Origin of the sequence: Methylobacterium komagatae (assembly GCF_042661665.1) — a bacterium.
In the GTDB taxonomy this organism is placed as follows: domain Bacteria; phylum Pseudomonadota; class Alphaproteobacteria; order Rhizobiales; family Beijerinckiaceae; genus Methylobacterium; species Methylobacterium komagatae.
In genome coordinates, this window is sequence record NZ_JBHSWN010000001.1 from 1,681,817 (window position 1) to 1,698,848 (window position 17,032).

16 protein-coding genes, 1 tRNA gene and 3 pseudogenes are annotated in these 17,032 nt (G+C 67.4%); 11 read left to right on the forward strand and 9 right to left on the reverse strand.

What is annotated here, in order from left to right:
- Positions 1-3: 3 nt before the first annotated feature.
- The 5 genes from ACFQE0_RS08145 to ACFQE0_RS08165 all read right to left on the reverse strand — a co-directional run bounded on the left by ACFQE0_RS08145 (position 4) and on the right by ACFQE0_RS08165 (position 4,590).
- Complete coding sequence (locus ACFQE0_RS08145) at positions 4-723, reverse strand: glutathione S-transferase (protein ID WP_378968691.1); 720 nt, start codon at positions 721-723, stop codon at positions 4-6.
- Between the two features lie 47 nt (positions 724-770).
- Positions 771-1,214, reverse strand: a complete 444-nt coding sequence (locus tag ACFQE0_RS08150) for a hypothetical protein (RefSeq protein ID WP_378968693.1) — start codon at positions 1,212-1,214, stop codon at positions 771-773.
- A 128-nt stretch (positions 1,215-1,342) separates the two neighbouring features.
- On the reverse strand, positions 1,343-1,732 hold the full coding sequence (locus ACFQE0_RS08155) for a hypothetical protein (RefSeq protein WP_378968695.1): 390 nt from the start codon (positions 1,730-1,732) through the stop codon (positions 1,343-1,345).
- A 19-nt stretch (positions 1,733-1,751) separates the two neighbouring features.
- Positions 1,752-3,629, reverse strand: coding sequence for a methylmalonyl-CoA mutase family protein (locus tag ACFQE0_RS08160; protein WP_378968697.1), 1,878 nt, complete (start codon positions 3,627-3,629; stop codon positions 1,752-1,754).
- 157 nt (positions 3,630-3,786) lie between these two features.
- Entirely contained in the window at positions 3,787-4,590 is an 804-nt protein-coding gene (locus ACFQE0_RS08165; RefSeq protein ID WP_378968699.1) for an undecaprenyl-diphosphate phosphatase, read from the reverse strand.
- 239 nt (positions 4,591-4,829) lie between these two features.
- Here ACFQE0_RS08165 and ACFQE0_RS08170 point away from each other — a divergent pair, with 239 nt between their 5' ends.
- The 3 genes and pseudogenes from ACFQE0_RS08170 to hslV all read left to right on the forward strand — a co-directional run bounded on the left by ACFQE0_RS08170 (position 4,830) and on the right by hslV (position 7,302).
- Positions 4,830-5,522, forward strand: coding sequence for a glutathione S-transferase family protein (locus ACFQE0_RS08170; RefSeq protein WP_378968701.1), 693 nt, complete (start codon positions 4,830-4,832; stop codon positions 5,520-5,522).
- Between the two features lie 29 nt (positions 5,523-5,551).
- Positions 5,552-6,658: pseudogene (gene queG, locus ACFQE0_RS08175) on the forward strand (tRNA epoxyqueuosine(34) reductase QueG); the annotation flags it as partial.
- A gap of 103 nt (positions 6,659-6,761) precedes the next feature.
- Positions 6,762-7,302 (forward strand): annotated as a pseudogene (gene hslV / locus ACFQE0_RS08180) (ATP-dependent protease subunit HslV).
- 13 nt (positions 7,303-7,315) lie between these two features.
- On the opposite strand, the gene ACFQE0_RS08185 reads toward hslV, so the two are convergent.
- Positions 7,316-7,612 carry a DUF2218 domain-containing protein gene (locus ACFQE0_RS08185; RefSeq protein WP_378968703.1) on the reverse strand — a complete coding sequence of 99 codons (297 nt, stop codon included), beginning with the start codon at positions 7,610-7,612 and terminating at the stop codon, positions 7,316-7,318.
- A 244-nt stretch (positions 7,613-7,856) separates the two neighbouring features.
- Positions 7,857-9,289: pseudogene (locus ACFQE0_RS08190) on the reverse strand (FAD-binding oxidoreductase).
- A gap of 112 nt (positions 9,290-9,401) precedes the next feature.
- On the opposite strand from ACFQE0_RS08190, the gene ACFQE0_RS08195 reads away from it, so the two are divergent.
- The 8 genes from ACFQE0_RS08195 (at position 9,402) to ACFQE0_RS08230 (ending at position 15,076) form a co-directional block, all read left to right on the forward strand.
- Positions 9,402-10,097, forward strand: a complete 696-nt coding sequence (locus ACFQE0_RS08195) for a fumarylacetoacetate hydrolase family protein (protein ID WP_378968706.1) — start codon at positions 9,402-9,404, stop codon at positions 10,095-10,097.
- 8 nt (positions 10,098-10,105) lie between these two features.
- Positions 10,106-10,570: an NUDIX domain-containing protein gene (locus ACFQE0_RS08200; protein WP_378968708.1), complete on the forward strand. Its 465-nt coding sequence runs from the start codon at positions 10,106-10,108 to the stop codon at positions 10,568-10,570.
- Between the two features lie 112 nt (positions 10,571-10,682).
- Positions 10,683-10,757: transfer RNA gene (locus ACFQE0_RS08205), tRNA-Gly, on the forward strand.
- Positions 10,758-11,858: 1,101 nt separating this feature from the next.
- A complete protein-coding gene (locus tag ACFQE0_RS08210) occupies positions 11,859-12,251 on the forward strand; it encodes a hypothetical protein (RefSeq protein WP_378968711.1) in 393 nt (130 codons plus the stop codon).
- Positions 12,248-12,622, forward strand: coding sequence for a helix-turn-helix domain-containing protein (locus tag ACFQE0_RS08215; protein ID WP_378968713.1), 375 nt, complete (start codon positions 12,248-12,250; stop codon positions 12,620-12,622). The genes ACFQE0_RS08210 and ACFQE0_RS08215 overlap by 4 nt, the downstream gene beginning before the upstream one ends.
- Before the next feature lie 3 nt (positions 12,623-12,625).
- On the forward strand, positions 12,626-13,639 hold the full coding sequence (locus tag ACFQE0_RS08220) for an ImmA/IrrE family metallo-endopeptidase (protein WP_081948541.1): 1,014 nt from the start codon (positions 12,626-12,628) through the stop codon (positions 13,637-13,639).
- Between the two features lie 167 nt (positions 13,640-13,806).
- Positions 13,807-14,322 (forward strand): C1 family peptidase, encoded by a 516-nt coding sequence (locus tag ACFQE0_RS08225; RefSeq protein WP_378968715.1) that lies wholly within the window; start codon positions 13,807-13,809, stop codon positions 14,320-14,322.
- Positions 14,323-14,353: 31 nt separating this feature from the next.
- A complete protein-coding gene (locus tag ACFQE0_RS08230) occupies positions 14,354-15,076 on the forward strand; it encodes a hypothetical protein (RefSeq protein ID WP_206406839.1) in 723 nt (240 codons plus the stop codon).
- A 102-nt stretch (positions 15,077-15,178) separates the two neighbouring features.
- On the opposite strand, the gene ACFQE0_RS08235 is transcribed toward ACFQE0_RS08230, so the two are convergent.
- Together ACFQE0_RS08235 and ACFQE0_RS08240 are read right to left on the reverse strand one after the other, a co-directional pair.
- Positions 15,179-15,745 carry a uracil-DNA glycosylase gene (locus tag ACFQE0_RS08235; RefSeq protein WP_230365902.1) on the reverse strand — a complete coding sequence of 189 codons (567 nt, stop codon included), beginning with the start codon at positions 15,743-15,745 and terminating at the stop codon, positions 15,179-15,181.
- A gap of 107 nt (positions 15,746-15,852) precedes the next feature.
- On the reverse strand, positions 15,853-17,007 hold the full coding sequence (locus ACFQE0_RS08240; RefSeq protein ID WP_230365903.1) for a nucleoside triphosphate pyrophosphohydrolase family protein: 1,155 nt from the start codon (positions 17,005-17,007) through the stop codon (positions 15,853-15,855).
- Positions 17,008-17,032 lie beyond the last annotated feature (25 nt).

Here is a 17,032-nt window from a genome sequence, read left to right on the forward strand (position 1 = left end):
CCTTCACCCATCCAGTTCGGGGTAGCGCCGGAAAATGCCGTCCTCGTTGAAAGGGATGCGACGCCCGCTCGCGAGATAGGTGGCCACCCGCGGAATCCCCCGCACCGCATCGCGCAGGGACGCCACGCGGGGCGTGCGGCCCAAGGCGCGGTGCGTGGCTATGGGAAAGGCGTAGGACAGCCCCTCCACCAACTGGAACAGGGACAGGTCGGCATAGGTCGTGGACCGGCCGACGAGCCATCCGCTCCCGTTGCTGTCGAGCACCCGCTCGAACCATGCGAAGAACTTCGGGATGCGATGCTTGCGGAAATCCTCGGCCCTGCGCAGGGCCTCGGGCTTCTGATCCTCGTAGTACAGGCCGACCCCGACCGGATGGTGCGTGTCGTGCGCCTCGTCCACCACGTCCTCGATGGTGAGCTGGATCTGATGGGTCCAGATCCTATCGGTCTCGTCCTGGCCGACGAGGCCGAGCTTCGGCGCGAGATACAGGAGGATCGCCGCCGTCTGGCCGATCACTCGATCGCCGTCGCGCAGGAAGGGTGGGGCGAAGGGAGGACGCGGGAATTCCGAATCGGACAGGCGGGCGAGCATCGGCTCGATTCCGCCCTCGTCGTCATCCCGGCGGGCGACATCGACATAGGCAGCGCCCGCTGCTTCCAGGGCAAGGCGGACGAACTCGCCGCGCCCCTGGATCATCGGCCAATAGTGCAGCTCGTAGGCCATGGCGCGCTCCTCTCAGCCAGAAGCGCGGCCGGGAAGCCCGGTTCCCGTTACTCGGCCGGCAAGGTCTCTTCGGCGGAGGCCTTCTCGGCGGGCGGCTCGGCGCTCGCCACGGCTTTGCGCTCCAGCATCGGCTGAAGCCGCTCGGCGAGCTGCTTGTCGAGATGGCGGGCATAGGCGCCCTTGAAGTACCGCTCACCGGTGCGGGCGCCGAACAGGCGGTCATGCGCCTGGATCATCGACGCGACCTCCGGACGGCACAGGAAGCCGGTGACGCTCGCGGCCTCGTACCAGTGGCCCGCGCGAGCCTCGCGGATCGCCTTCGGGTTCGACATCACCGTCTCGGCGAAGCAATCCGTCGCGGCCTGCCGCAGGGGAGCCATCACCTTCTCAGCCGCAGCCGGATCGGGCGATTTGCCGACACGGTGCGGGCGGGCCTCGGCGGCCGACACGAGCGTGAGGACGGCGAGCGTGGCGAGGATCGGGGACTTCATGCGGGCGGCCTCGTCGGGGTGTCCGAACCGGGTTCCAGAATCCCCCCGGATTGCGTCGGGAACAGGGCCGGGGCGCGGTGTCGACGTGTCGATTTAGGACATCGCAAGAACCGCGCCGGGGGCCTTGGTCAGCTTCGCCGCACGGCGTTCCAGCGGCCCCGGCATTCCAGCGTGCCGGAGGAAGTCCAGGTGCCCCGGCCCCGGCCATCGGCGCCGAGACGGCCGACGACGTTCGCCGTCGCGAGGCCGGAGGAGACCGAGCCTCGGATCGCCCCGTTGCGGGCGACCTGTCCGCTCACGGTGAAGGCGGTGCCGACGAACCGGGCCTGCCCGTTCTCGATCCGCACGGGGTAGCTGTAGCTGCGGTCGCAGGCGCCGGATTCGGTGAGAATCTCGACGCTCCACGTCCCGTCGAACCGCGCCGGTACCGCCACCCGTCCCGGCGCCGCCAGGCCAGGGGTCGCGCACAAGGCGAGGCAGGCCGCGAGGCGGGGGGCGAGAGAGGATGTACCGATCATCGTGTCAGCCTGATCGCCATCAGCGGGGAGCGGCGCGTAAGCCCCGGCGCAATGCATCCTCGAGCAGTGCCAGAAGGTCGCAGCCCGCATAGAGGAAGCCGTGGACGCCCGCTGCCTTGAGCGGGGCCTCGAGATCGGCCGGGCGGCCTGCGAGGTAGATCGTCCCCGCACCCGCCGCAGCCAGCGCCTCGGCCGTCTCCACCGCCCGCTCGGCATAGACGGCGTCGGAGGAGCAAATGCAGGCCAGGGAGGCACCGGATTCCTTGTAGGCTGCCACCAGCGCGGCCGTGTCGGAGAAGCCCTCGTTCGACAGGGCTTCCAGACCGCCCGCCGCGAAGGCGTTGGCAGCGAAGGTCGCCCGCATGTTGAAGGCCGCCAACGCGCCGAGATTGGCCAGGAACACGCCGGGGCGCTTGCCCGTCTTGGCGAGGGCCGCGTCGGAGGCGTCGCGCAGGGCTTCGAAGGGCTCGGAGAGACGCTGCGAGGGCAGGGGATCGCAGGCCACCGCCGCGCCCAAGCCGAAATTGGCGGGCTTGCCGGGGGATACCGGGGGCACGTCGAGCACGGCGACGGGCTTCTCGGCGATGTTCGGGAACTCGGTGGCGCCGGTCAGCGGCATCTTGCGGGTGGCCACCGCCTTGGCACGGGCCTCGCGCAGCACTTCGATCCGCCGCTGGATCTTGCCGACGCTGAGGGAGGCGACGATGCCGCCCTCGCCCTCGATGGCCCGGAAGGCATCCCACGCCGCCTCGGCGATCTGACTGGTCAGAGCCTCAAAACCGCCCGCGCCTGCGGCCGGATCGGTGACACGGCCGAGATGCGATTCCTCGATCAGCACGATCTGGCTGTTGCGCCCGACCCGGCGAGCGAAGGCATCCGGCAATCCCAGCGCCTGGGTGCAGGGTAGCAAGCACACCGCGTCGGCCCCGCCCATGCCTGCGGCGGCGGCGGCCATGCCGGTGCGCAGGATGTTGGTGAAGGGTTCGCGCTTGGTCATCATCCGCCACGCCGTCTCGGCGTGGATCCGCAGCGGCTTCGGTTCGAGGCCGCAGGCCTGCTCCACCCGTGCCCAAAGGCGCCGCATGGCGCGGAACTTCGACAGGGTCACGAACTCGTCGGCATCCGCCACGAGCAGCACGGAAATCCGGTCGCGAGCCGTGTCGAGGTCGATGCCCCCGGCTTCGAGGGCGCGCAGGTAGGCGACCGCCGTGGCGAGCACGGCGCCGAGTTCGGCAGCCTCGCCCGCGCCGGCCTCGTGATAGGGGCGGCCATCGGCCAGCAAGGCACGGCCGGTGAAGCCCGCCGCGTTCAGTTCGGTGACGGCCTCGGCGAGGCGGGGGGCGATCTCCTGCCACACCGCGCCCAGGCTGCCCGTGGCGGCCAGCACGCCAACGGGATCGATGCCGAGGTCGAGATCGTAGCTCGACAGGTCTTCGCCGCGCTTGGCCGCAAGATCGCGAACCCAGCGGGCGGCGTCGAGCGCGCGTCCGCCCGCATCGAGCCGCAGGCCGATCAGCGGCAGCATCACGCCGGACAGGGCGGCATCGAGCCCGTCCGCATCGGTCACGGTTAAGCCGTAGCCGCGCGCGCCGGGTGCTCCGGCAAAGGCAAGGACGAGGGCATCCGCCCCGCCTTCGAGGTCGGTCATCACCTGCCGCGCCGCGGCGGCGCTGTCAGGATGGTCGACGCGCTGAGCGATCTTCCACGGGCCTGCGGCGCGTACCGGCTGCGCCTCGGCGTCGGCCGGGCTGTAGAGCGGCTCGATGCGCAGGCCGTCGGCGGTACGCGAAACGAGCTTCTTCTCGAAATCGGCGCCCTTCAGCGCGGTCTCGACGAGGGACAACCACCGCTTGCGGTCGGCCGGTTCGAAAAGATCGGCGAGCGGTTTGTCTTCCATCGGATCTGCCGAGCCCCCTCAAGGCGCTTCCGCACCGGGGTTGAGGCCGGTCGGCAAGCGGGTCGCAACGTTGATGCCGCGGTTCATTCGCCGCGGTCATTGCGCTGCGTCGCACGAGAACCCGCCCCGATGCAATTCCCGTCTTGGGTGATTCGCCTCAGCCGAGGATGATCAGACCTGCCAGCCCCAGCGCGCCGACGATGATGCGCCACCACGCGAACAGCCGGAACCCGTGGGCCGACACGTAGTCGAGGAGCTTCCGCACCACGAACAGGGCGGAGATGAAGGACACGACGAAGCCGATCACGATCAGCCCGACATCGTTGCTCGACAGGTTCTTGTAGTTGTCGAGCAGGTCCTTGGCGAAGGCGCCCGCCATGGTCGGCATGGCGAGGTAGAACGAGAATTCGGTGGCGGCCCGCTTGTTGGCGCCCATCAGCATCGCGCCGACGATCGTCGCGCCCGAGCGCGACACGCCGGGAATCATCGCGAGGCATTGGAACAGGCCGATCTTGAAGTCCATCGGCAGGGTGAAGTCGTAGACGTCGGTCTTCTTCACCTCGAGATCGGTATCGTCGATGACGAGGAGGACGAGGCCGCCCGCTACCAGGGTCGCGCAGACGATCCAGGGGTTGAACAGGTAGGCCTTGATCAGTTTCGAGAAGAGACCGCCGATGATCGCGGCGGGCAGGAAGGCGATCAGGATGCCGAGAACGAAGCGACGCGCCTGCGCATTGTGCGGCACGGCGGTGGCGATGTTCAGCAGGCGGCGGAAATACACCAGCAGGATCGCCAGGATGGCGCCGAGCTGAATCAGCACCTCGAATGTGTTGTTGGGCGAGTGGAAGCCGATGAAATGTCCGACCAGCAATTGATGTCCGGTGGAGGAGACGGGAATGAACTCCGTCGCGCCTTCCACGAGGCCAAGCAGAACCGCTTTTCCGATGCTGACCGGATCCATGCCTGTCCTCGCGCCATTCGGCGCACGCCACAGGCGCCGCCCCACACCCACAACCACTCGTTGGCATCGCCCATCGCGGTTGACGGGCGGTTACCGAGCTTGGCGACGCGTGTTAATGGGGCGGCAAGAAACCGGCAATAACGCTCGAACCGAAGCCCTGCCCGACAGGGCGGACGGCGCGAGAAGGAGCCCCGCGCCACATTCCGGCATGTGACCGTTCCGTCCTCAACGCGGCTTCGATGGCGAACCTCTATCATTTCCCCTTCTGCGCGAATTCCCGCTTCGTCCGGCTGGTGCTGGCGGAGATGGGTCTTGAGCCGACGCTCATCGAGGAGCGCAGCTGGGACCGTCGCGACGAGTTCCTGATGATCAATCCGGCCGGGACCACGCCGGTCCTGCTGGAACAAACGGGCACCGTCATCCCCGGCGCGGGCGTCATCGCGGAATATCTCGATGAGACGCGCGGCCTCGGCCTGAGCGGGCGCCGCCTCCTGCCGGAGGACCCCACGGGCCGGGTCGAGGTGCGCCGCCTGCTCGACTGGTTCCTCGTGAAGTTCGAGGGCGAGGTGACCGGCTATCTCGTGGCGGAGAAAATCGCCAAGCGGTTCATGTCGTCGAGCCAGGGCGGCGGACCGCCGGACATGAACGCCATCCGCGCCGCCCGCGCCAACGTGCGTTACCACCTGAAATACATAGGCTATCTCATCGCCCGGCGCCGCTGGCTCGCGGGCGACGACCTGTCCTATGCCGATCTCGCGGCGGCCGCCCATCTCTCCTGCGTCGACTATCTCGGCGACGTGCCCTGGGAGGAGGACGAGATGGCCCGCAACTGGTATGCGCGGGTGAAGTCGCGGCCTTCCTTCCGCGCCATCCTCGCCGACCGGGTCGCCGGCATGCCGCCGGCCGCCCATTACGCGGATCTCGATTTCTGAGCGTCAGGCGGATCTATCACGGGGACAAGCTGCGTCGGCTGGTCGAAGACCGCGCCCGGCACCTGGGCTTTTGCGCCCTGCGCATCACCCGCCCCGACCGCGTCCCCCATTTGCCCGAGCGGCTATCGAGCTGGCTCGCCTCCGGCGCACACGGCACCATGGAGTGGATGGAGGAGCGCGCCGACCAGCGCGCCCGGCCCACCACCCTCTGGCCGGGCGTGCGCAGCATCCTCGTCCTGGCCATGAGCTACCGGCCGGAGCAGGACCCGCTGTCGTTGCTGGCGCTGCGTGGGCAGGGGGCCATCGCCGCCTATGCCCAGCGACGGGATTATCACGAAGTCTTGAAGGGCAAGCTCAAGGAGCTTGGCGGCTTCCTGTCGGCCAAGGCCGACGCGCGGGTAAAGGTCTTCTGCGACACCGCTCCGGTCATGGAGAAGGCGCTCGCTGAGGCGGCGGGGCTTGGCTGGCAGGGCAAGCACACGGTGCTCATCTCCCGCGAGGCGGGCAATTGGCTGTTGCTCGGGGCGATCTATACCAGCGCCGAGTTCGAGCCCGACACGCCGGGCACGGATCGCTGCGGCTCCTGCCGGGCCTGCCTCGACATCTGCCCCACCGATGCGCTGCCCGAGCCCTACCGGCTCGATGCCCGTCGCTGCATTTCCTACCTCACCATCGAGCATCAGGGCCCGATTCCAGCCCCGTTGCGGCCCGCCATGGGCAACCGGGTGTTCGGCTGCGACGATTGCCTCGCGGTCTGTCCCTGGAACAAGTTCGCCCGGCAGGCGGCCGAAACGCGCCTCGCCGCCCGCGACGACCTCGCCGCGCCTGATCTGCGGTTTCTCGCCTCCCTGGACGATGCGGGGTTCCGGGCCTTCTTCGCGGGCACGCCGGTCAAGCGCACCGGGCGCGACCGCTTCCTACGCAACGTGCTGATCGCCATCGGCAATTCCCGCGAGCCGGATCTCGCTGCCAGCGCGCTAGTGCATCTGTCGGATCCCTCGCCGCTGGTGCGCGGCATGGCGGTTTGGGCCTGCGGACGGTTGCTGCAAGCCGGAGATCTGCGCGACCTGCACCAAAGCTTCGGCGAGGCCGAGACCGACGGGCATGTCCGCGAGGAATGGCAGATGGCGCTCGGCGCAGAGATCGATTCTGGACGCGCGGGGGATGGTCCCCATCTGCGCCCCACCACGACACAGGAGCCGACACGTGAGCCACGACGAGCGGGGCGGGCTGCCCAGCATGCACGCCACTACGATCCTGATGGTGAGGAAGGGCGGTCGCGTCGTCATCGGCGGCGACGGGCAGGTGAGCCTCGGCCAGACGATCGTGAAGGGCAATGCCCGCAAGGTGCGCCGGCTGGCCAAGGGCGCGGTGATCGGTGGCTTCGCCGGGGCGACGGCCGATGCCTTCACCCTGTTCGAGCGCTTAGAGGCCAAGCTGGAGCAGTATCCCGGCCAGCTCACCCGCGCCTGCGTCGAGCTCGACGAAGGATTGGCGGACCGACCGCTACCTTCGCCGCCTGGAAGCGATGATGCTGGTGGCGGACAAGGATGTCAGCCTGCTCCTGTCGGGCTCCGGCGACGTGCTGGAGCCCGAGAGCGGCGTCATGGCCATCGGCTCGGGCGGCAATTATGCGCTCGCCGCAGCCCGCGCGCTGGAGGACGGTCCGCTGAATGCGGAAGAGATCGTCCGCCGGGCGATGGGTATCGCGGCGGAGATCTGCGTCTACACCAACGGCAACCTCGTCATCGAGGCGCTGGAGGACGCGGCGGGGCGCTAGTCCCCGATCAGGCTCAGGCGGCGGCGCGCGACCAGCGGATGTCGCCGAGCCCTTCGCGGAAGGCGAAGCGCAGGAGGTGGTCGGAGACCACGTTCTCTAGGCGGGTGAGGTTCACCGGGTCCGCGCTCTCGATGCGCATGACGAGGGCGTCGGGCTCGGCGTCGAGGGTGCAGACGCGGTCCGCGCCGAACGGCACGGTGCCGTGATCGGTCGTGGCCTCGACGTCGAACTTGTGGCTCCAATGGCGGCAGAGCTGCTGCAAATAGCGGCTAGCTTCGGTGGTCTGCACGCGGGCCAATGAAGTGGGCATGCGGATGACTCCGGATCGATGGCGCTCGGCGGTTTGTCTCGCAACTGCGAGACGCCCGACGGCGAGAAGCAAGGGGCGGGCCTTTTCCTGGGGATGCAGGCCACGCCCTCACCAGAAGGTCGGATCGACGCCTTAGCAATGAGTTAATGCCAAGGTTCGATTGCGGCAGGTGTGTCCCCCGCGTCCCCGTCTTCCTCCGTCAGGGGAGCCGAATTATGGCGCGCCGCACAAAAGTCGACCCCTGTTACGCAGTCGTCTCGGCGGGCGGAATCACCTTGCCGGGGTTGAGCAGGCCGCGCGGATCGAGGGTGTCCTTGAGCCTGCGCATCAGGTCGAGCGCGACGGGCGGAGCGTAGAGGGCCAACTCCTCGCGCTTCACCAATCCGACGCCGTGCTCGGCGGCGATGGAGCCTCCGAGGTCGTGCACGATGTCGTGAACGATGCGGTTGAAACGGGTCCAGTGCGAGAGGAACTCCGCCTTGTCCATGCCGACCGGCTGGCTGAGGTTGAAGTGGATGTTGCCGTCGCCGAAATGCCCGAAGCCGCAGGGGCGCAGGCCCGGCATGGCGGCGAGGCAGGCTGCGTTCGCCCGTTCCAAGAACTCCGGCAGGCGGGCGAGGGGCACCGACACGTCGTGCTTGATCGAGCCGCCCTCGCGGGTCTGCGCCTCCGGCACCGCTTCGCGGAGATCCCACAGGGCGTTCGCCTGCGCGCCGCCGGCCGCGACGGTGGCATCGCCGATCAGCCCGGCTTCGAGGGCTTCATTGAGGGCGGCTTCCAAATCATGGCGCGCCTCCGAACCGGGGCGGCACGAGGAGAACTCGATGAGGGCATAGGCTCCGTGCTCGCCCGTCAGCGGCTTCACGGCGCCGGCCTTGTGCTGCAGGGCGATCTCCAGAGCGAAGGGCGGCATGTATTCGAAGGCGGTGAGTTCGCGGTCGGCCCGGTCGCGCAGGAAGACGAACAGGTCGAGGGCCGCCTGCGCCGAAGCGAGCCCGGCGAAGGCGACGCCGAGGGAGCGCGGCTTCGGGAACAGCCGCAGAGCGACGGCGGTCACGATGCCGAGCGTGCCCTCCGAGCCGATGAAGAGCTGCTTCAGGTCATAGCCCGCATTGTCCTTGCGCAGGGTCTTCAACCCGTCCCAGACCCGCCCGTCCGCGAGGACGGCTTCGAGGCCGAGGGTGAGTTCGCGGGCATTGCCGTAGGCAAGCACGTTGAGCCCGCCGGCATTGGTGGAGATGCCTCCGCCGATCCGTGCCGATCCGCGCGAGGCATAGGTGAGGGGAAACAGCATCCCCGCCGCCTCGGCGGCCTGCTGCACGGTTTCGAGAATCGCCCCGGCTTCGACAATGATCGTCGCGCCGATGGGATCGACGGCCCGCACGGCGGTCAGGCGCTCCAGGGAGAGGACCACGCCGCCCTGGGGCACGCCGCCACCGGTGAGGCCGGTATTGCCCCCTGGGCCACGAAGGGCACGCCCGCCTCTGCGCAGAGCGTGACGCAGGCCGCCACCTCCGCCGTCGAGCCCGGCCGCAGCACGGCCCGCGTGGTGCCCGCATAGAGCCCGCGTCGCTCGGTCAGGTAGGGCGCGACCACGCCTGGATCGGTGAGGACATGGCGCTCACCGATGGCGCCACGCAGGGCGTTCAGGAAATCGGCGGGGGCTGGCTCTGACATCGCCCGAATTTTGCGCTGTGGCGTACATACAGCAAGCCCGGTCGATGGCCTACAAAGGGTCCATCGCGGCAGAGTTTCTGCCAGAGACGACGCGAACCACCCGAGGATCCCGATGCTGTCCGTCATCCAGAATCCGCCCCGGACCACGCTGCCCATCGTCGGCAGCCAGGATTTCTTCCCGGTGCGGCGGGTCTATTGTGTGGGCCGCAACTACGCTGCCCATGCCCGTGAAATGGGCGCCGATCCGGACCGCGAGCCGCCGTTCTTCTTCATGAAGCCCGCCGACGCGCTTCAGGTGGTCGGGACGGAACCGGCGGAGCACCCCTATCCGCCCAAGACCGCGAACTACCATTTCGAGGTGGAGATGGTGGCGGCGCTGTCCGGCGGGGGCAGCGACATCCCGGTCGAGACCGCGCTGCATCAGGTCTACGGCTACGCGGTCGGCCTCGACATGACCCGGCGCGACCTGCAGGACGAGGCTAAGAAGATGTCCAGGCCCTGGGACCTCGGCAAGGCGGCCGACTTTTCCGGCCCCATCGGCCCGCTCCATCCGGCCTCGGTGATCGGGCATCCGGACAAGGGGGCGATCACCCTCACGGTCGATGGTGCCGTGCGGCAGAAGGGTGACCTCGGTGAGATGATCTGGTCGGTGGCCGAGCAGATCGCCTACCTGTCGCGCTACTTCGTCCTCCAGCCCGGCGACCTGATCTTCACGGGCACGCCCTCCGGCGTCGGCGCCGTGGAGCGCGGGCAGCGGATGGTCGCCGCCGTGGCGGGCCTCGGCGAGATCACCCTCGACGTCGTCTGACCCGCCGGATGCTCCTCGACCGGCCCGTCTTCCGGCGGCTCTTTCTGCTCGGCGCCCTCGCCACCCGCGGCGTTACCCTCGGCGTGCGCGGCATCGCCCTCGACAGGGAGGGCCACGTCTGTCTCGTGCGCCATACCTACGTCGCCGGCTGGCACCTGCCGGGCGGCGGCGTGGAGCGCGGCGAGACCGCCCACGACGCGATGGTGCGGGAATTCCGCGAGGAGGCGGAGATCGAGGCGCAGGCGCCGCTGCGCCTCCTCGGCCTGTTCCACAGCGAGGTGGGGGCCGCCCGCGACCACATCGCCCTGTTCCAAGCCCCCGCTTTCAGCCTGCGGGGGCCGAAGGCACCGGACCGGGAGATCGCGGAGAGCGGGTTCTTCCCCCTCGACGCCCTGCCTGAGGGCACCACGCGGGCCACCGCCGCGCGGCTGCGGGAGCTGCAAGAAGGACTTTTTCCAGCTTTGCAGTGGTGAGGCGGAAAAGGGGGTTGCGCCGGCGAAAGGAATGGTGTTTAGAGAGCCGCGCCGGGGGACGCCGGCACGGACTTCCGGAGACGGACTTCCGAGGCGTCTCAGGCACTAGAGAGCGGGTGTAGCTCAGGGGTAGAGCACAACCTTGCCAAGGTTGGGGTCGAGGGTTCGAATCCCTTCGCCCGCTCCAAAACTTCAATTATTGCAAGTACTTGCAGGATCGTTGCAACACCTCACCCCGGCGTTGCAGCTTTCCAGGCAGCACCAAGGCGGCACCGGGTATGCCACGCTGCGGGACCCGCGTGTGGGTCCGCTCCCGAAGGAATGGGCAAGCGACGGCTCACTCCGATTTTCCGGTTTCGGCCGCGCTGGATCTCCCGACGCCTTAGGCGCCTTCGTAGCTCGATCTCGACCTAGGTGCGGGACACGGGACCTGCGCATTCCTTCCGACCTGCTCAGAAATCCACTGCCTTCGGTCCAGGCGGGTGTGCCGCTCGTCGATCGGCGATATCCAGGGTCGGAGGCGTTCGACGTTCCAGACGTCGTCCGCGGCTATGCCGATCCAGGGTACGCTGGTTCCTTCGGTGCTCCGCGGTCCATGCGGGCGCCTCCTCCGCCCGACGGCGAACGCGGTTCAAAAGTGGGCCGGTGCTTCCTATGCACTCGACACGGGCACATCGGCGGCCGAGATCGCGCGCCGGGCGCGGTCACTCGGTGGGACATCGAGGAGGTCCTGCCGTTCTTACGCGCACGAGGTCGCCGTCGGCCCACGAAAAAATCGAAACACCCTTTTGATGGGGGTGCCTTCTCGGCTCACGTGCGGATCGGGTCGATCCACCAACGGGCCGAAGCGTCGCACGGCGTCCTTCGCCCGCATCCGGATCTCGCATCGCGTATCGACCTGCCGCTCGTCGCGAGGCGGGCCGGGTGTGCGATGCGTCGCCTGAGGCAGCACCGTCGACCGAGATCGGTCGTCGTGCCATCGCCGCGGTCAGCAGGGCGGGACACGGCGCGACCAGTTGCAGGGCCGCGTGGCGTTCTAGTCCCGAGGCCGGATGATCGCGGGTTCGGCACGTCGGGTGACTGATCCGTTCGGGCTTGGGTCCGGCGTCTTCCTTGTCCGTAACTTCCTCGGCAACCTATCGCGAGGCCATGGAAGGTACGGATCGGCGTCGTGCCACCGGTCCGAAATCGGATGCGGCATTTCCGATACGCTTGGCCGCGATCGGTCGTCCAACGCTTTTGCAGGGCGTCCGCAGCCGTTTCAGGTCGCATCCTGATCGCCGCTTGCATGTCGAAAAATTCGACATTATTGTTCTTGGAAAGTCACGGATTTCGACAGGCCATGACGCTCGCCACGTTCCCCGCTCCATCCGTGTCGTCCTTCCCGACGGCCGAAGTCGAGAAGTGCCTACGCGACGAGCTGATCGAGGCGGTCAAATCGGAGGCGGCCGTGAAAGGCGACGCCCTGCCGCCCACGCCGGCGGCGATCGCCACGACGAAGTTTCAGATCGACTCCCTGGTGGTCGTCTCGCTGCTCACGGCGGTCGAAAGTGTCGTCGGCTGCAACCTGCCGGATACCGTCGTACGCGCGGGTGGCTTCACGTCGGTGGAGCAGGCGTTGGAACAGCTTGTTCCACGGATCGAGAAGCACTGGGCCAAGATCAACGGAGTGAAGACGTGAACCAAGCCTCGAGCCCTCCGGGCAGCGACGAGGAGGAACGCAGGAAGCTGGGCGATCGGCTGAAAGAGGCCAGGAAGTATCTCGGTCTGAAGCAGGAGGAGGTGGCGAACTACCTCAAGATCCCGCGCACTGCCTTGACCGATATCGAGAGTGGCCAGCGCCGTGTGGAAGCCATCGAGCCGACGCGTTTGGCCAGACTCTACCGCCAACCTGTGGGCTACTTCACCGGAGAAGACGAGGCCTCCTCACAACTGCCGATCGACGTCGCCCACTTGGCGCGGCAGGCGGCGGCGCTCTCGGAGAAGGACAGAGAGGAGCTCGGTCGCTTCGCGGAGTACCTGCGGGTCAGAGCGCGGCCGGATCGAGGCTGAGCGATGGTCGCGACAACCTACGCAGGAGCGGTCCGGGCCGGTACACAGGCCGCCGCGCGGCTTCATCGGGATCTCGGCATACGATCACGGGTCGAAGCGCATGGGGGCAATGTCGACGTATTCGGATCGATCGGAGCGCTCGACCTGCCACTCCTTCTGCGTCCTCTGCAGGGACTCCTCGGAGCCTATCTGAACGATCCGGCTCCGGGAATCCTCGTGACCACACAGCGCGCCATGAGCATCCAGCGCTTCACGGCAGCCCACGAGCTCGGGCACTTCTCCCTTGGGCACGAGCCCAGTCTCGACGACGAGGGAATTCTGCGGCGCATGCCGATGGCTGGTGAGAGGGCGCCGAAATTCCAGGAGGTCGAAGCGGATGCCTTCGCGGTCGAGTTCATGATGCCGCGTTGGCTCTTCTTCGCACACGCATCGCGTCAGGGCTGGACGGCGAGGGACTTCGTCCGACCCGATCGCGTCTACCAGCTTTCTCTGCGTCTGGGCGCCAGCTACGCGGCGACCTGCTACACGCTCGCGAGGCATCGTCTGATCACCTCCGGACACGTCGACGCGCTCCTCGAGACGAAACCGCGGGAACTCAAGGCCGAGCTTCTGGATCCCTACCGCCCAGACGACTATCGAGGCGACGTCTGGCTTCTCACGGAACGCGACGCCGGAACCCGCATCGATGGAAGCCGCAACGACATCTTCGTGCTCCGCCTGAAGGAGCACAGCGGCGGCGGATATCTGTGGGACATCGATCAGCTCAAAGACAGCGGCTTCGCGATCGTCGGGGACGAATTGTCGGAGCCACCCGAAGACAGCGTCGGCGACAACGTGCTTCGGCGCGTCACGGCCGCGCCGCCGGACGACTTCCGCGGACTGATCGAACTCGCCGAGTTTCGGCCCTGGGATCCCGACGCGCTCCTAACCAAATTGGACGTCGAGATGGACCTGACCGGCCCCGAGGAGGAAGGCCTCTCTCGTGCCGAGCGGCGGAGCTTGCTTGAGGCGGCATGAGCGGCGTCGAGGTTTTCGTAGACCTGCGGCCGCGCTTCGGTCATGCGCGCGATCAGGGCCCCCGGCCGACCTGTCTCGCGTTTGCTGCGAGCGACACCCATGCCGGGGTTCGGCCCGGATGGCTCCCCCTTTCGTCCGAGTACGCGTTTCATCGGGCTCAGACGCGCATGGGTTTCGGTCCGGATGAAGGAGCGACGCTGGCGTCCATGCTGGACGTACTGCGTGAGGACGGGCAGCCGGAGGAGGGCGGTTGGCCCTACCTTCCGGCGACGCCGGTCGATGCTGCGTCCTGGGTCCCGCCGGGCGACGTCGGCCTTCTGTTCAGACGCGGATCCGAACGTCGCCCGGTCGCCTTCGACATCATCGTGGGCGAGATCGAGCGCGGCCAGCCGGTCATCGTCCTGATCCAGCTTTCCCGCTCCTTCTTTCGACCGGATGCGGACGGCATGATCCATCCCGCCACCGGCGAAACGCCGGAGCCGCAGCGCCGTCACGCCGTGGTCGCCGTCGGCCACGGAAAGGCCGGCGGCCATCGTGCGATCCTGGTGCGGAACAGCTGGGGCGCGAAGTGGGGCAAGCGAGGCCACGCTTGGCTCACCGAGACGTTTATCGCCCCGCGCATCTACGCTGCCGCGAAACTGACGGAGGATGTCGTTGTATCTCCCGATCCCCCAGCAGCCTGACTGCATCAGCGCTTGGCGCGAGGCCGTACGGATGGTCGAAGCGCAGCCGAGCCACTGCGCCTACAACGTCGTCCTCGACATCGCGGACCCGACGAGGAACACGACGCTGCAGGATCCAGGCGTCGCTCTGGTCGATGACTTCCTCCGCCAACAGGGTCAACAGGCGGTCGGGACCGTGGCGAACACGATCTTCCCTGCCAGTCTTTACCACCGATACGGTGCCCCGGCCTTCTTCGACGTCTTCCAGGAACGGGTGTTGAGAAGGGTTCGGCGCAACGAGCGGTGGTCTGGCTACTACTTCGAGCGGATGATCGACGTTTCGGTGCCGGAAGGGAAGAGCCCGAATCAGCTTTGGGATATCGTCGGACGGATCAACGACAAAAAAGTCAAATCCCTCAACAAATTCGAGCTTCCATTGTTCGATGCGGCACGCGACGTCGACAATTCACCCTACGGAGGACAATGTCTCAGCTTCCTGAGTTTCAAGGTGGTGCCCGGAGCGAAGAACAGCGGAAAGAAGCTTGGGCTTACGGCGATGTATCGTAACCACTTCTACGTTGAAAAATTGCTCGGAAACCTCATCGGCCTTGGGCGTCTGATGGATTTCGTCTGCCGTGAGACGGGCCTCGATCTCGGCGAACTCACGATCGTCTCCACGCGTGCTGAGGTCGATTTGCCGAAGGGCACCCGTCGCAACGACATCAAGACCCTTCTAAGCCGAGTCCGGGATGCCGGCCAGAAATACGCGGCCTGACCGATGCCGGATCGAGGGGGCGCCGCGACCACGTTCGTCCCGTCGCCGCCGATCGTCTCGGACGGAGTCGCCGGAGCCCTTCCGCAAGGCCCGCATGCGTGTTCAGAAGGGCAGGCTCGCAGGCGTCGGCCGCTCCTTGGTCGTCTGGGCGACACCGTAGAGCGAATGCACGCCAGAGATGAACTCCGCCTGTCCGCCGTAGCTCGGGTGGCGGACGACTGAGAGCGGGATGTCGATACCAGAAAGAGCCAGAGCCGCATCGCGCCCGATCGCGACGATGCGCTTGGGCGCGACCATCGCGATCAAGGCCTCCATGAGGCACCACGTGGCGTCGCGCTCGGCGCGGGTGTGGCATCGGTTCGAGAACGGGTTCTTCGGCTCGTGTGGGTGGAGCGGGAAGACGTTCCATAGGATCGCAGGCTCGCCTATCCGGGCGAGAACACGCCAGATGATCGCCGCGGTGCGCTCGGCGACGACGGGACCGCGGGTGGCGCGCTTGAGGTCGATGCCGCCCATAAGGGCGCCGGCCGGCTCGAGATGGACCTCGTCCGTCAGGGGCAATCCGGTCCGGCGGCCGCCGCGATATCCGAGGTCGCGGGCGATCCAGATCGTATCGACGTTGGCGTCGAGCGCCGCTTCCAGGCAGCGCGTGAGATTGCGTCGACGCACGGTGGCGGCATCGGCGCGATCATGTTCCGGGCAGACGTCTCCGTACGGATTGAAGACCGAGGGCAGCCGAACTTCGGCGAGCGCTGCAGCGAAGGATGCGGGCGTTCTCAAAGCAGGTGCTCGATCGAGAGGCGGTGGTTGACCATGTCGATGTGGATACGCCCGCGCCGATGTTCGCGCAGGAAGCGGAAAGCCGCATAGCCCTGAAGAATGGCTTCTTCCCACATCCAAAGCGGGCAGCGCTCCGCCTCGTAGCCCGCCGCGAACTGGCGGACGTGCTTCAGGAGGTCGAACGGGATGTCGCCGGGCCGAGCGCCGGCGAACAATTCCAGGTCCACTGCCTGCCCGAAGATCCAGGTCGTGATCCCCTCCTCGATCAGGATCGCCCGTGCGCCGTCCTGCGCTTCGTCCACTTTCGGCGCGCTCTTGCGCTTCACCCGGAGCAGGGCCCGGACGACCGGCGACCAGCCGAGCACGGCGACGTAGGCGTAGTGGAAGACGTCGTGGAAGCGGTAGTCGTCCTGAAGCATGGCGTTGTCCGTCAGCCGGTCGCCGATGTTGATGCCGTTGCAACGCTGGTAGACGAATTTGCGCTCGCGGACGTCGCGCTCGAAGATGTCGACGTACAGGTCTCGCGGCAGCTGCTCCGCCGGATCGGACTGCGCATCGAGGGGCACCGGATAGATGCGCTCGTGCGGCCACCTGTCGAAGATCTTCTCCAGGTTCTTCACTGCCGCCGCCTCGAGCGTCACTCCCGCTTCGGTGGCGGCCTCGACCAGGGACCGTGTGATCGATCTCAACCGATCCGCAAGCAGATCGCCTTGTCCGAGCCGCTCCTCGTGCTGGTCGGCGAGCAGCACACCGACCTCGCTGGCAAGCTGGAGAAGCGTCCTTTCGAAAGCCGCGTTCGGCGCGTCCTGATGCGGCATGATCGCGGGCTGGAGGGATGCGAAGGTCGCCGCACCGGTCTGGGTCGGGCTTGCGAAGATCTCCTCCAATCGGAGTCCGCCGCGTGAAGCGACCGCGGTCACGTACCAGAGGACATCGCCGAGTTCTTCGACGACGGCGCTGGCGTATCCGAGATACGAGGCCCGATCACGTTGCTTCTTTTTGACTTCGCTGAGAAGGCTGCCCGTTTCCCCGAAGAGCCCGAGCAGAGGGAACGCCAGCGAGCCACCGTCGCTTCGCTGGTCGGTGGACGAGGCGAGCGAGGCGTAGCCTGCGATCGTGAGAGGTGAGAATTCATCCATCGGCGCAGTCATGGAGAGGATCCTAGCCGTGCGGCCG